The following is a 12844-nucleotide window of genomic DNA, read 5'->3' on the forward strand; positions in this document are numbered from 1 at the left end:
CGAGTGAAACTATATCACGGGGTGGCAATGAGTATAAATTTTGTTACCTATCATTGTGCATATTCATGCTTAAGAGTATCTTGACCGCGTATTAAACGTTCGATTAACAATGAGGTCAGGAAATGGCAAACGGCAAGTTCATCGCTTACTACCGTGTTTCAACAGCTAAGCAGGGAAAGAGTGGGTTGGGATTGGAAGCACAGCGGGAAGCCGTTGCCGCTTATATAAAAAACACTGGGGGAGAAGTTATTGCAGAGTTTGAAGAAATCGAAACCGGTAAGGGGTCAAACGCTCTTGAAAGACGTCCGCAACTGAGGGGAGCGCTGGCAGCATGTAAGAAGCAAGGTGCTATGTTGCTAATCGCCAAACTCGACCGCCTAGCCCGTAACGTGCATTTCGTTGCCGGGCTAATCGAAACTGGTATTAATTTCGTGGCCGCCGATATGCCACAGGCTGACAAAGTAATGATCCAGATGCACGCGGTTATGTCTGAGCATGAGCGCGACCAAATCAGCGCCCGGACTAAAGCTGCTCTCGCAGCTGCTAAAGCGCGTGGCAAGGTTCTGGGCGTGGCGGGCAGTGCTAACCTCAAAAGCAACATTGAAGCCCGCCAGCAAGCGGCTGAGAGCTTCGCTGAAGGGATGCGCCCGCTTATCGAAGGTATGAAGGGGCGCGGGCTATCACAGCGCAAAATGGTTGAAACGCTGAATGCTTCACGAACGCCGGCGCCGAAAGGTGGCGAGTGGGGATTGTCGCAGCTCCAGCGGGTGATTTCCCGGTTAGGTTTGTAATCCATCCACTAGCAGCGCCCGCTATCATCAGAACCACCTCACTGAAGCCCGTAGACGCGCACAGAGCGATTTTCTGAGATGCGGACGCATGAATGGGTATCTTTATTTGTGGCGCTCATAGAATACCTATCAGAGCGTTTTAATGTAAGGTTTGAAACTTTCAAGCGCGATCAACAAACGGCATACTTCCCATACATTTTTCCTACACTGAATTCCTGTATGAGAGTTCTGTTTGAACGCATGTCGGGCGTGGCGTTGAGTTATTTAAGTTTTTATTACATGAGGGCGACATTACTAAAACGTAACTACCCTAAAATCCAAAACATAGTTGCATAACGTATGCCTTTTAGTTGCTTATTTGCTATTAAAAGCTTGTTTATTAAAGATTATCGTTTTTTCTTCTTGCGTTCACTTTTAGGACGCAGTTGCGTTTATATTAGAGGCCATTTCTTCGTCATTTATGAATGATTTTTTAAAATTTGCGGATCATAATAATCATCTTTCGGACGTCACAGGATGACTTTAGCTGACCTTGGGTAGGTGAAAAATATAACGATTAGGAAAGATAATGTGAATAAGGCATGAGTTATGAGTGGCGGTGTCTTTATCGCGATAAGGGTTTAACATCTAAATTATATGCTTTTTCCATAATGCGTTAAAGCTTAACTCTGCGACAAGATCAAATCCCCTTAGCCTTTTGATAATTTTCAATGATAGTGCGGATTTTTTCTGACAAATGAGGTGAGAAAAATAAAGGCGCATATTAAATGCGCTTTTATTTAACAGTGTATGCTAGTTTTGTTTGCCATCGAGCTTTTCTGATAGCCGTTTCTTTGTGTTAAGGTTTTTTAAGTCTATAATGAAGTTGACACTTGATGCGATTACTGCATAAATGCAAAATAATTGTGCATAAACTAGAGAGAGTAAAAACCATAATCCAATGCCTGAAAATACTTGTCGGTGTAGTATGAAGAAAATGGTTTTTGTCAGGAATGTTTTTAATGTGATTCCAATTAACAATAACAGTAGAATTAGCGCGGATGAGATTACTACCCCGACTAGTAGTTTTACTCTTTTAAGATCATCCTCTGAGAAAATAGCTGTTACTTTTGAAGGTTGAACAATTTTCAATACAGCATTTGGGTAAACATAAGCAATCCAAATTCCCATTATTGTAAAAATCATTGCTGACGTATTTTGCAATATGGAAATTATGGGGTCAATGTCTTTATAGTTAATATCTAGCCTAAAGCAGTAACTAATATAAGTTATTGCCATAGCTATTAGCAGATGCCAAACTATAATTTTATAATTCTTCATGGTAATTCCCGAGCGGCTTCTGGAGCAGTAGCTTCCGCTGCGCCAACGCCGAATGGAGCTAGCAAACCATCACGTTTGAATTGTAGGGCAGTAAACAGTCGCTGCGCGGTATAATGACCTGTTTCGTCCACGCCTCCACCAGTTGTATCATCTATCGGTAGAACATTTTTAACTACAAAGCTATTCAACCAACAAATACCACCCACACCTTCTTTTTTAAACCCTAAGTTACGCCAGCCGTCTAAGCCGCCATTGTAATCTTCAGCATATTGTTCGAAAATTTGCTGCAATTCTTCTGCCGTTGGTTTCGCTTCAATATTTATCTCGACTTTACGAGTGTCTTTTGTAACCTCAGCAGAGACAAAAGGAAGTCTTCCGAAAAACCTTGTCCAATCAGCTTGATCGACTTCTCTTGCAGCAATTACCTCACGCTTTACAAAATGCGTTATGTCGCGCGCTATAGCTCCAAGATCCGCTCTTGTTGTGAGCTTTGTATATTGTTTTGAGCTGATACGAAACCACAGATTTCCAGTTTCGCCATCTTGCTGCGCAGGGAACGATACAGTTGTGTAAGAGCCTGTTTTTCCTTCTCTAACCTCTCGTCGCTTTTCTCTTATATCTGCATGTAAGCAGACAAAATCTCTGAAAAATAAATTCATCAAATTTGTATCTGCGATTGAGTTAGGGAAGCGAATTGACGCAAACAAATTTTTTGATGGAATAAACCAGTAGTAAGATGCTTCACCCCAAATAACTCGCTCTCCAGCTGCTGCATTATTGGCGTCATATAGAGTATTGTCATCAAGTCGCGCATCAGCTTTAATACCATAAACACCATCGCCACTTCCAACAGCTCTCCAGAGAACTAGAATATATTCACCAGTATCCGCATCCTTCTCGATTGCTTTTAGATAAACTTTTTTGCGATGGGAGTAACCGGGAGTCTCGTCATCCCAAAGAAGCGTGTCTTCAAGTGAGATCCTATCTTGGAACCACACATGAAGGGATGCGAGAAGAGCATTCATTTCGAGTGGCTCACAATAATCATCATTGCCATAACGATAAAAACCAAGCTGGGTGTGCTTATGAAATGTGACGATACCAACGCTCATACACTCATCTCTCAAATGTGTTTTTCCAAGTATTTCATGAAAATATTGACAATTGAAGAAAAAATTATGAACTCAAACATAGATAAAGTAGATACGAAGTAGGGCAGAACGGGCGATGTTTCAACGCCTGTTCTACCCGTATCAAGTCCTATGTATGGCCGGGCAAGAGCACGAACTAACGAAAGGCTAGCTGAAAAGCATTTACTCGAAATTTGTCATCAAGTCTGGCGGCTGACAGTAATAATTACATACTATTCATGCAGTTATTGTATATGAATGCAGCCAAGAGCTTGGAACCCTGACTAGGGTTTTCATAGACGTAGTCAACGAAAGTTTTATAGAGCGCGATCATCTGAGGGGTGATGCCAGCTTTACCATCCATGTCATCAAGACGACGATAATACTCACCTTTTGACATTCCACCGTTTCGGCCTTCGGTTACATTTGCGGTAAATTGGGCCATATCCATGCACATTTGATCTTTGTTGTTACTAGCTTCGTCCGGATGAAGGGCACCTTCAAGCACCTTATCACCGTCAATGGCATGCTGCGCCCACGCTGAATTGTTGGCAACATATTTTTTGGAATCAGCGGCAATACCATATTCAATGCGAATGCCCTTATCGTGGTAACTACCATCGACTTCTTTAGTTGCTAGCTTTAATGAGATTCGGCAACCGGGTAGTGTCTTCTTTCTTTTAACCGAAACAATTACTGTGTCAGTATCGCAATCAGCGAAGCTGTATTCAGGATTGACGTAAGTATTGGTTTTGATTAATAACCCGGTTAAGCCATTTGTATATCCTTTTGCTGGTAGAGTTTCATAGGCGTTACGATCCCCCTTTCTGATCGCTTCACGGAAGTGATCCATTCCTATACGTGTAGCCAGTTGGTCAATGCTTTCGCCTGCGTAAGCCGTTATTGATACTGTGATACACAAAGCGCCAAAAGCTGCCTTGCACACGAAGCCATTTTTTCTAATCTGCTCTTTGATCATGTTGTCCTTCCTCGAAAGCCACCCCAGCGGTGTTTCTAGCTGCATAATAAACCCATGATTCAAAATGTCACGATAAGTGCGTGGCTCTTTAGTGGACATCTAAGCAAATTCAAGGGATGAAAAAGACCCTTAGAATCCTTTTTGGACAACGAGTGAAAGCATTGCGCATTGCCACCGGAATGAGCCAAGAAACCTTTGCTGATCGCTGTGGGTTTGCGCGTAGCTATATGAGCCGCATTGAGCGTGGCGGCTCTAACGCGTCTTTAGATGCAATTGAGGTGTTGGCTCGGGCGTTAGAAGTTGAGCCGTGGCAATTGTTAGCGTCCGAATCAACTCATGATGACGATCCGGAACTGGTGGTTCCCTTTGCGGCTGATGGTTCATGTTTTCATCCCGGTCTTGCAAGCACGCGCGATGGTTCATTCGGGGTAGGTGATAAAGCTTCTCAGAAGCGTTTTGACACATTTTCCGAAGCTCTTGAGTATTTGCGTAGTATGGAAACGGCAAAATGGCGTAGGCCCAACCAGAGCGGAAATTGGGGCATCGTATCTGCCGTTAAGTGGGATAAGCTAAAAAAGAAGGTGGCAGATGAATAAGGAATGGTTTGAATTAAAAGATGCAAGACGAAAAGATTGGAACAAGTCGGTCTGGATAACCCTTCGTGCTATAAATACAATTAGCGAAAAAGGAAAAATTGGGCATTTAGGATATGAATCAGAATTTTTCGGTTTAGGATCTGCGGCTTTTCCGCTTGAGCAAATAGATAAAATTAAAAAACTAGGCTGGTCTGATATAGGTATTTCTCACGAGCATGCTGGTTATGTTGACGGAGATGATTACATACCATGTGATATTTTTTGTAGTTCATTTAGGGAAGTTGAAGGACTTAATCTAGTTATTGAGCAAAAAGGCGAAGGGGATTTTAAACGCGTCTGGTATCTACATCCTGATTTGATAACTACGCTAGGATTATATAGAGAAGGTGATGTATGGATATGCCCGAGAGAGGGATATGAAGAAGTTGTTCGAGTTTCATTTCGTGAGGAAAAGCCTGTCTCAATTGAGATAAAAAGCAAATATCTGAAAGATTATTTATGTGCTCGTGGCCTTTTTTTATACTTAACAGCTTTTTATTCTCGTGAAAGCATAACTGAAGATGATGTGACTTCCTTATGGAGTGATGAAGAAAATAATATTAATGATGAGAATCTTCGTTGGGAAGGTCGTGTTATTCCTATTCATGAAGGTGGACATCCTTTTGGCAGTAAAATGTCCGTTTTTCATGTTTTTAGAACAGATGTTGAAGAAGACGATGAACTTCCAGATTTATCGTCTATTCCAAGTGATAATAATACTCATAGCGAGCAATGGGAAAAAACCTTTGAAGGCCGAAAATTATACCGAATATTAGGCGAGTTATGGAAAGATTCGATTGTAAATCCATCTCAACAGAGTCGCATGGTCAGGGGCGATAAAATACCGTCGAGTATTTATTTCGTTGTTGATCTTGAAGGAACTCGCTTGTGTGGAGATGAGCTTATTGAGTCAGGTAAATGGCTTTGGTTCAAACCTGATGTAATGAGCGTGCTAAGTAAGAGGAGAGGAGGGGAGCTTAACTTTTATAGCCGATATACAGGTGGTGTGGCTTGCTATGATGGTTATAACACTCATTTTGGTGTGAATGAACTTGGTTTAATCAATGTCTACGCAAAAGACATAGGCTTATTGCCAGAGTGGCAGCAGCAAATTTGGGCTGGTTACAATTGCTCTCCTGAAGGAGGTATTTCAAAAGAGTTATATATGTCCCAAGTTCGTGCCGAACCGGCTGAAAGCCAATCTCCAGAAGAATTCTTTCCCGTGGTCTTAAATGAATTAAATAAAAAAACACAAGATCTGTTTGGGTTTAATTTGTTCAGAGATCATGAATCTATACCCGAAATTATAAAAAGCATTAATAGATTCAGGTCATTAGATGAGGCTTCTTTCTACGATCTTGCTAAGGATCTTGCAAGAGTCATTGCTGATAACATTGACGCCTCAGCAATACAGAAAGTTGTTGCTCCGCCAAAAGGCGAAAAATGGGGGTCTTTGAAATCTCTCGAAAAATTATTGACCTCAAGATTTGATAACTCGGTAGTGAGAAAAGTTACAGCTCCGTTAGTTGGCATCTATGAGCTTAGGCATGCCGACGCACACTTACCAAGTTCTAAAATTGAAGAGGCATTCAAACTAATTGAAATTGATAGAAGTTTACCCTTTGTTGTTCAAGGAGAACAAATGCTACACATTGTAGTTTCTGCACTATACATGGTTCTTGAAGGCTTTAAGCAATGGCATGGGCAAGATGCACGTAGTTAGAATCTGCGAGCCAAAACAATCAATCTTTAAAAAATGATAAATATGGGGAGGTAGACTCCCCTACAGATGCCCCCTACAATCATGTTCCCTGAAACGAATAGGCGCGTGGTTAGAGCAGGTTACGTAGAGTTAGGTTCGAGTCCGGCCTTCGGCACCATTTAAATATACGAGAACTTCCGTAACAGTCCGCAAGTTACTAAAATTAAAGCCGAAAGGCTTTTTTTTTGGTCCAAATCCGTCCGAGCCTTATTGTGGTTATGCTAAGGTCGACGGGGCACTTCCTCTTCTATTGTCTTTTTCTCCTGAAGTACAATTCAACGCCCGCCCTATCAAAACCTGACTTTTTGCTTGTTGGTTTCGTTTTGCATCGTCACAGTGAGTTTTAACAGCAGCGCCTGTTGATGACCACGTCTTGATATTCCATCCTGCGAAATTGGAAATAAATTTAATTGATTGATATTGCTGATTTATATTTCCTTTATTAGTCTCAGTTAATTTTTCCATTCCTGCCGTTTTACTTACCTCATTTCTTATGATTTTCAGTAGACCCGCGGTGCGCGCGAAAAAGAAATCTCGCCAGCATCACAAAAATGAAAATCATCAGATACCTTTCTGTGACAAAAGACACAACCTGATTACAACTTCAGGCACAGAAGGGCGTTTGTCGAGATAATGATTGTACTCTGTACATCTAAGTTTTACACAGTACAACAATCGGCATTGCGAACATATCATCGCGTAAGGCCATGACAAACTTGTGAGGATTATCATGTCTGAGAAAAAGCACACCACGTCTTTCTCTGCCGATATAGAGCAGCAGACCGTTAAGAAGGTGGTTTGGCGCATTTTGCCCTTTCTCATCGTCTGCTATCTGATTGCCATCATTGACCGTGGCAACATCGGTATGGCCTCGCTACAGATGAATGAAGATTTGGGATTATCTAAAGCCGTTTTTGGTCTGGCCAGTAGCCTGTTCTTTGTGGGTTACTTTCTTTTTGAAGTACCCAGCAACCTTGCGATGCAGAAAATCGGTGCGAAGATTTGGATCTCTCGCATCATGGTCTCGTGGGGCATTATCTCGGTCTGTACCGCCTTCGTTGAGAGTGCCAATACACTTTACGTATTGCGTTTTTTACTGGGTGCAGCTGAGGCCGGATTCTTCCCTGGCGTGATTCTCTATCTGACTTACTGGATTCCGGGTAAATATCGCGCCCGCGTGATCGCCACCTTTATGGTTGCCATCCCCGCAGCGAATTTTATCGGCTCGCCCATTTCTGGGGCCATATTGTCACTTGATGGCTGGTACGGCATGCGCGGCTGGCATTGGTTGTTCATCCTGGAAGGCATTCCAGCGGTGGTTTTGGGTATTGCCGCCTTCTTTATGCTGAGCAACAGACCAAGCGATGCCAGCTGGTTAAATCAGGAACAAAAGGCGTGGCTGAATAGCACGCTTGAAGCCGAGAACGCGAAGAAGAAAGCGATCGGCCACATCTCTTTATGGCAACTGCTGCGCCATAAACATATCTGGGTGATGGCGCTGATTTATGCCGGCGCTTCTGCGGCAGGCTCAACGCTGAGCGTCTGGTCGCCGCAACTGCTTAAATCATATGGCCTGGATAACTTTACCACCGGTTTGGTGAACGCCATCCCTTACGGTCTGGCATCTATCCTGATGATTGTGTGGGGCAGAAGCTCCGATCGCAGCGGCGAGCGTCGCTGGCATACCGCGTTAACCCTTTTCCTGATTGCGGGTGGTCTGTTATCTGCCTTTATCACCAACAGTTTGACGGGCAGCGTGGTGATTCTGTCGCTGGTACTGGTAGGCGCGTATTCAATGAAAGGTCCGTTCTGGGCGCTCGCATCGGGATGGATGTCTTCCACTACTGCGGCCGCCGGTCTGGCTGCGATTGGCGCCATGGCTAACCTGATCGGCGGCGGACTGATGGTCAACGTTTACGGCATCATCAACCAGGCCACGGGCAGCCACACACTGGCTATGGTGCCGCTGGCGATTCTGTGTGGTATTGGCGGTATCGCCGTGCTGATCATGGGCCGCAAAAAAGAGTTAAACATTGAAGTCGAAAACACCGCGTCGCCGGTGAGTAAATAACGTCACCCTCCCGCGGGCGCTTATCTGAGCGTCTGCGGGAGGCTTTTCTCCCATTCCTCCCACCATCAATCCACTCCAAAAGAAGTTCACGTTCCGCCTCATCCAAGCTATGCACTTCTCGTTATCAAGCCGCTAAACGTCAGTGAGATCTCAGTGACAAGTCTGGATTGGAAAGACGTAACTGTCTTATCGAAGGGGCAACGCTGAGGGAGTGACGGAGATTTGCAGTGATAGCCGAGGTTGATGAACGACCTTACCAGCGAGCAAGTTGGTAAGATCGTTTAACAAGTGGTGGGGAAGGTTAATGCATTAAGACAGGGCACTTTCACTTTTAATCGGTTCAGCCAGCACCTTCAAAACGTTACTCGCTGCAGCTGTTCCCATTTTCACGTATGAGTTGTCACTGACGCCACCAATGTGCGGCGACAGGATGACGTTATCAACAGCCTGCCAGACATGTGGTGCGGTCAGCGGCTCAACAGCAAAACTATCCAGAGCAGCCCAGCTAAGGGTGCCGTCACCCAGCGCCGTTAGAAGCGCGTTATCATCGATCAGGCCACCGCGTGCGGTATTGACGAGAATCGCACCTTTTTTACACTGACTCAGCCTGTCGCTGTTGATCATGTGCTGTGTCTGTTCCGTCAATGGGCAGTGCAATGAAATCACATCTGCCTGTTGTAGCAGAGCTTCAAGCGTGGAGGATTCACACTCGTCGGGAAAGGACCTGGCGAACGGGTCATAGGCAAGGACTTTCATACCAAACGCTTTGCCAATGCGAGCCACCCGGCCGCCAATCGCACCCAATCCAATCAGACCCAGCGTTCGGCCTTCAAGCTCAACCGACTTGTGGGTCGACTTGTCCCAATGTCCCTGACGCATTCGCCGATCCAGTGGGAGAACCGCTTTGGCGCAGGCCAATATCATCGTCCATGTATGTTCAGCCACCGCTGCTGCATTAGCACCGGGCGCTGCCTGCACGCTGATATGGCGCTCAGCCGCCGCTTTTTGATCGATAACATCAATGCCGCTGCCGTGCTTGGAAATAACCCGCAGGTGAGGTGCGGCATCCATGATGCGGGCGTTGATTTTGCCGTATCGAACAATAATCGCCACCGGATCGTGTTGGTGACACAGCTGACACAATTCGTCTTCACTGGGCTTTATGCCTGCGTAAACGATATCAAAGCCCTTGAGCAGGCCTAACGCTTCCTGCGCCAAATCGCTGCCAGTTACCAAAATTACGGGATGAGAAGATGCCATTACAATTCCTCCCCTTCATTCAACATTCCAGCCGCAAGCAGGGCTTTTTCCAGCCAGGGTGCGCGAATATCGCCTTCACGGATGGCGGCAATGCGTTTGGTCTCGGCATCCAGTTTTTTCTGTGCCAGTTCAATCAGCGCCGGAACGGCTTCACGTGGCAGAACGACCACGCCGTCGACATCACCAATGATCAAATCACCAGGCTGGATTGCCGCTCCGGCCACAGAAACAGGATAGTTAACGCGGCCCGCGACAGATTTGGTTGGGCCACAAGGATTCAGACCTGCGGAAAACACCGGGAAGCCGTTTTCGCACAGTGCGTCGGCGTCGCGAACTGCACCATCGATGATGATTCCTGCGATGCCCGACGCTTCTGCCTGAGTGGACATGATTTCACCAATCAAAGCACAGCTGATATCGCCTTTACCGTCGACGACGATAACATCGCCAGGCTGAGCGATGGCGAGCGCCGCGTGAATGGCAAGGTTATCGCCCGGCCGAACCTCAACCGTGATGGCGGGGCCAGCAACTTTCATGGTGGGTGAAACGGGCTTTACGCGACCGTGCAGCGTACCGCGACGTCCGGCAACATCGGCAAGAATAGCGGCCTGAAACTCAGCAGCCTGTTTGACCAGCTCGGGCGCTGTACGGGTAAGGTCGCGCTTGATGAACGTATTCTCTGCGTGTGGCATAAATCACCTCTTCATGTTTTACCTGATACAACTATGTTGTACTATGTAAAACCACTATATCGATGTTAAATCAGATCGCACCAGCGTTAAGCTTTCATTTGTGATGTAAATACGATGTGAATCACAAATTGCACGGTAAACTCTTACCGTCGCAAACAGGAGAACGTACCGATGGGGAATGAAGGCGTAATTGCCGTTGAGAAAGCGCTGGCACTACTGGATTGTTTTAAGCCTGGCGAAGAGGCGTTGACGCTCACCGCCCTGGCACAATTTTCGGGTTACCATAAAACGACGGTTTACCGTCTTATGAACTCACTTGAACGCATGAACTACGTCATCAGACGCGACAGCGGCGTTTATACATTGGGTCCCAGACTGCTTTATCTTGGCAAGCTCTATGAACAGTCATTTCATCTGGCCAGTATTGTCCAGCCTGAACTGCACGCGCTGGCGACGGCGACGGGTGAAAGCGCCACATGGTATGTGATTGAGAACGGTCAAAGGCTTTGCTTATTCAGAGCGGAGCCCTCCGAAGGATTACGAGAAACGCGCTTACCCGGTACACTTTTGCCGCTGGATAATTCAGCAATAGGGCAAGTGCTTCGCCATTGGGGACTCAATGAACCGCTTCTTGAATCTGCCCCAGAATTACCGCTCTTTACCTCCGGCATGCGTGATCCGCACATTGCTGCATTCTCTCTTCCCGTTTTTGGTGAGGGAAACAAACTGCTCGCCGCGCTGGCATTAACAGGTCCGTCATCGCGTTTAACGCAATCGATGCGCGACAGCGGTGTGGGCAAGATAATGAAAGAGACGGCTTACAGACTCTCCCTAAAGCTCGGCGCCCCTAAGATCAAATGTGATCATTTTTATTCGCTCTAGCTGGCCTGGATAGGTTCGCCTTGTAAATGATATGCCGCGAGTATTGCTAACTTCGGCAGTATGAATGCTAACTATTTCACCTGGGTATGAAGAAGATAACCGGGTGAATCGCACAGCGAAAATAACCCTGCATCGCTACCAGCTTAATTAACCATCTTTTTTTATAAATTATAGAGGCATTCAAGAAGCTTTAAGTAATGATTATTCACCCTTCCTCATTACTTCTGATTCTAAAGCACTAAGTAAGATTGAAAATGGAGTGATTTATTTGAATGTGAAAGGTAAGGTTTTTTCTTTTAATAATCTCCCTGCTTATAAATACAATAATTCCATTTATACCATTCCCGTCGTTATCACGGCAAAGCCATACTGATTCTATGCAAAGTTAGTGCTGATGTGTGGTACTTAAGATCTTGTTAAGAACTCTTCGTATAATAGCGCCCATCAATGTAAACCAAGAGTTCACCATGAAAAACACCCTGATTTCCCTTTCGATTCTTTTCTCTGCTTTGACCGTGACGTCTGTTCAGGCTGCCAACCCAGCCACCGGCTGCGCCGCTAAAAAGCAGGATATCCAGCAAGAGCTGGCGATGGCGCGTGAGCATGGCAATGCTGCGCGCATCGCCGGTCTGGAAAAGGCGTTACGCGAAACCAATGCAAACTGCACCGACAGCGGCTTGCTTACAGCGCGCCAGCAGAAAGTGGCCGAGAAGCAATTGAAAGTGCAGGAGCGCGAACAAGATCTAAGGGAAGCGCAGGCCAAAGGCCGCAGCGATAAAATTGAGAAGCAGCAGCGTAAACTGGCTGACGCGCGAGATGAGTTGAAAGAAGCTCGGGATGCATTAACGCAATAAACCAGGCATCCCGGCTGGGAAAACTGGCTCTTTGTCTCAAAATTCTCCTGCAGAGATTTTTTTCATCCAACTGTTGGGATTGCATGGCAGAATGGCGCTCCGGTGAAATCAGTGGAGGTGCAGAAGCGATGACAGTTGAAATTGAGCAGCGTATCTACGAGCTGGTGCGGCGTTACGACGGCGTTTACCTGTTTAAGCAAAAGACGCTGACGCCGCAGATTGATATTGATAGCGATCTTAACTTCGAGCGTGAAGAAGCCGCTGCGCTGATGGATGAGTTCTTCGGCGAGTTCAGCGTCGATCGCGGCGGATTCGTCATTGAAACCTACTATCCCGATGAGCCCTCGCTGGCGCAGATTCTCAATCCATTCAATAAGCGTGAAGTGCCGGTGGTACCCGATTTCACGCTGGGAATGTTGATTGAATCAGCAAAAGCGGGGCGCTGGCTGTACGAGTAACAGCAGGCTC

Annotated in this window: 13 protein-coding genes; 7 read left to right on the forward strand and 6 right to left on the reverse strand. The window is 45.9% G+C overall.

Annotated features, from left to right (window positions below):
- Positions 1-122: 122 nt before the first annotated feature.
- On the forward strand, positions 123-791 hold the full coding sequence (locus PO881_RS02755) for a recombinase family protein (protein WP_280172418.1): 669 nt from the start codon (positions 123-125) through the stop codon (positions 789-791).
- A 792-nt stretch (positions 792-1583) separates the two neighbouring features.
- On the opposite strand, the gene PO881_RS02760 is transcribed toward PO881_RS02755, so the two are convergent.
- The 3 genes from PO881_RS02760 to PO881_RS02770 all read right to left on the reverse strand — a co-directional run bounded on the left by PO881_RS02760 (position 1584) and on the right by PO881_RS02770 (position 4220).
- A complete protein-coding gene (locus tag PO881_RS02760; RefSeq protein WP_280172419.1) occupies positions 1584-2111 on the reverse strand; it encodes a hypothetical protein in 528 nt (175 codons plus the stop codon).
- On the reverse strand, positions 2108-3223 hold the full coding sequence (locus tag PO881_RS02765; protein ID WP_280172420.1) for a hypothetical protein: 1116 nt from the start codon (positions 3221-3223) through the stop codon (positions 2108-2110). Before PO881_RS02765 ends, PO881_RS02760 begins: the two co-directional genes overlap by 4 nt.
- Before the next feature lie 244 nt (positions 3224-3467).
- On the reverse strand, positions 3468-4220 hold the full coding sequence (locus tag PO881_RS02770) for a hypothetical protein (protein WP_280172421.1): 753 nt from the start codon (positions 4218-4220) through the stop codon (positions 3468-3470).
- A 116-nt stretch (positions 4221-4336) separates the two neighbouring features.
- Here PO881_RS02770 and PO881_RS02775 point away from each other — a divergent pair, with 116 nt between their 5' ends.
- Positions 4337-4816 (forward strand): helix-turn-helix transcriptional regulator, encoded by a 480-nt coding sequence (locus PO881_RS02775; RefSeq protein ID WP_280172422.1) that lies wholly within the window; start codon positions 4337-4339, stop codon positions 4814-4816.
- Positions 4809-6578, forward strand: a complete 1770-nt coding sequence (locus PO881_RS02780; protein WP_280172423.1) for a hypothetical protein — start codon at positions 4809-4811, stop codon at positions 6576-6578. The genes PO881_RS02775 and PO881_RS02780 overlap by 8 nt, the downstream gene beginning before the upstream one ends.
- Positions 6579-6833: 255 nt before the next feature.
- On the opposite strand, the gene PO881_RS02785 is transcribed toward PO881_RS02780, so the two are convergent.
- Positions 6834-7082 carry a hypothetical protein gene (locus tag PO881_RS02785; protein WP_280172424.1) on the reverse strand — a complete coding sequence of 83 codons (249 nt, stop codon included), beginning with the start codon at positions 7080-7082 and terminating at the stop codon, positions 6834-6836.
- A gap of 265 nt (positions 7083-7347) precedes the next feature.
- Between PO881_RS02785 and PO881_RS02790 the strand changes: the two genes are divergently transcribed.
- Complete coding sequence (locus PO881_RS02790; RefSeq protein WP_110867458.1) at positions 7348-8688, forward strand: MFS transporter; 1341 nt, start codon at positions 7348-7350, stop codon at positions 8686-8688.
- 309 nt (positions 8689-8997) lie between these two features.
- Here the strand turns inward: PO881_RS02790 and PO881_RS02795 are convergent, their stop codons facing one another.
- Together PO881_RS02795 and PO881_RS02800 are read right to left on the reverse strand one after the other, a co-directional pair.
- On the reverse strand, positions 8998-9948 hold the full coding sequence (locus tag PO881_RS02795; protein ID WP_110867459.1) for an NAD(P)-dependent oxidoreductase: 951 nt from the start codon (positions 9946-9948) through the stop codon (positions 8998-9000).
- A complete protein-coding gene (locus PO881_RS02800; RefSeq protein ID WP_192235812.1) occupies positions 9948-10640 on the reverse strand; it encodes an RraA family protein in 693 nt (230 codons plus the stop codon). Before PO881_RS02800 ends, PO881_RS02795 begins: the two co-directional genes overlap by 1 nt.
- 171 nt (positions 10641-10811) lie before the next feature.
- Here PO881_RS02800 and PO881_RS02805 point away from each other — a divergent pair, with 171 nt between their 5' ends.
- The 3 genes from PO881_RS02805 (at position 10812) to PO881_RS02815 (ending at position 12834) form a co-directional block, all read left to right on the forward strand.
- Positions 10812-11522 carry an IclR family transcriptional regulator gene (locus tag PO881_RS02805; RefSeq protein WP_192412459.1) on the forward strand — a complete coding sequence of 237 codons (711 nt, stop codon included), beginning with the start codon at positions 10812-10814 and terminating at the stop codon, positions 11520-11522.
- Positions 11523-11989: 467 nt separating this feature from the next.
- Positions 11990-12376, forward strand: coding sequence for a DUF1090 domain-containing protein (locus PO881_RS02810; protein WP_280172425.1), 387 nt, complete (start codon positions 11990-11992; stop codon positions 12374-12376).
- Between the two features lie 128 nt (positions 12377-12504).
- Complete coding sequence (locus PO881_RS02815) at positions 12505-12834, forward strand: DUF1493 family protein (protein WP_008107769.1); 330 nt, start codon at positions 12505-12507, stop codon at positions 12832-12834.
- Positions 12835-12844 lie beyond the last annotated feature (10 nt).

It is taken from the genome of Pantoea sp. SS70 (assembly GCF_029866845.1).
GTDB classification, from domain to species: domain Bacteria; phylum Pseudomonadota; class Gammaproteobacteria; order Enterobacterales; family Enterobacteriaceae; genus Pantoea; species Pantoea leporis.

Excerpts from the sequence above, each read along its gene's own strand:
- PO881_RS02755 (WP_280172418.1), top strand. The coding sequence starts at position 123 with ATGGCAAACGGCAAGTTCATCGCTTACTACCGTGTTTCAACAGCTAAG.
- PO881_RS02760 (WP_280172419.1), bottom strand. The coding sequence starts at position 2,111 with ATGAAGAATTATAAAATTATAGTTTGGCATCTGCTAATAGCTATGGCA.
- PO881_RS02765 (WP_280172420.1), bottom strand. The coding sequence starts at position 3,223 with ATGAGCGTTGGTATCGTCACATTTCATAAGCACACCCAGCTTGGTTTT.
- PO881_RS02770 (WP_280172421.1), bottom strand. The coding sequence starts at position 4,220 with ATGATCAAAGAGCAGATTAGAAAAAATGGCTTCGTGTGCAAGGCAGCT.
- PO881_RS02775 (WP_280172422.1), top strand. The coding sequence starts at position 4,337 with ATGAAAAAGACCCTTAGAATCCTTTTTGGACAACGAGTGAAAGCATTG.
- PO881_RS02780 (WP_280172423.1), top strand. The coding sequence starts at position 4,809 with ATGAATAAGGAATGGTTTGAATTAAAAGATGCAAGACGAAAAGATTGG.
- PO881_RS02785 (WP_280172424.1), bottom strand. The coding sequence starts at position 7,082 with ATGGAAAAATTAACTGAGACTAATAAAGGAAATATAAATCAGCAATAT.
- PO881_RS02790 (WP_110867458.1), top strand. The coding sequence starts at position 7,348 with ATGTCTGAGAAAAAGCACACCACGTCTTTCTCTGCCGATATAGAGCAG.
- PO881_RS02795 (WP_110867459.1), bottom strand. The coding sequence starts at position 9,948 with ATGGCATCTTCTCATCCCGTAATTTTGGTAACTGGCAGCGATTTGGCG.
- PO881_RS02800 (WP_192235812.1), bottom strand. The coding sequence starts at position 10,640 with ATGCCACACGCAGAGAATACGTTCATCAAGCGCGACCTTACCCGTACA.
- PO881_RS02805 (WP_192412459.1), top strand. The coding sequence starts at position 10,812 with ATGGGGAATGAAGGCGTAATTGCCGTTGAGAAAGCGCTGGCACTACTG.
- PO881_RS02810 (WP_280172425.1), top strand. The coding sequence starts at position 11,990 with ATGAAAAACACCCTGATTTCCCTTTCGATTCTTTTCTCTGCTTTGACC.
- PO881_RS02815 (WP_008107769.1), top strand. The coding sequence starts at position 12,505 with ATGACAGTTGAAATTGAGCAGCGTATCTACGAGCTGGTGCGGCGTTAC.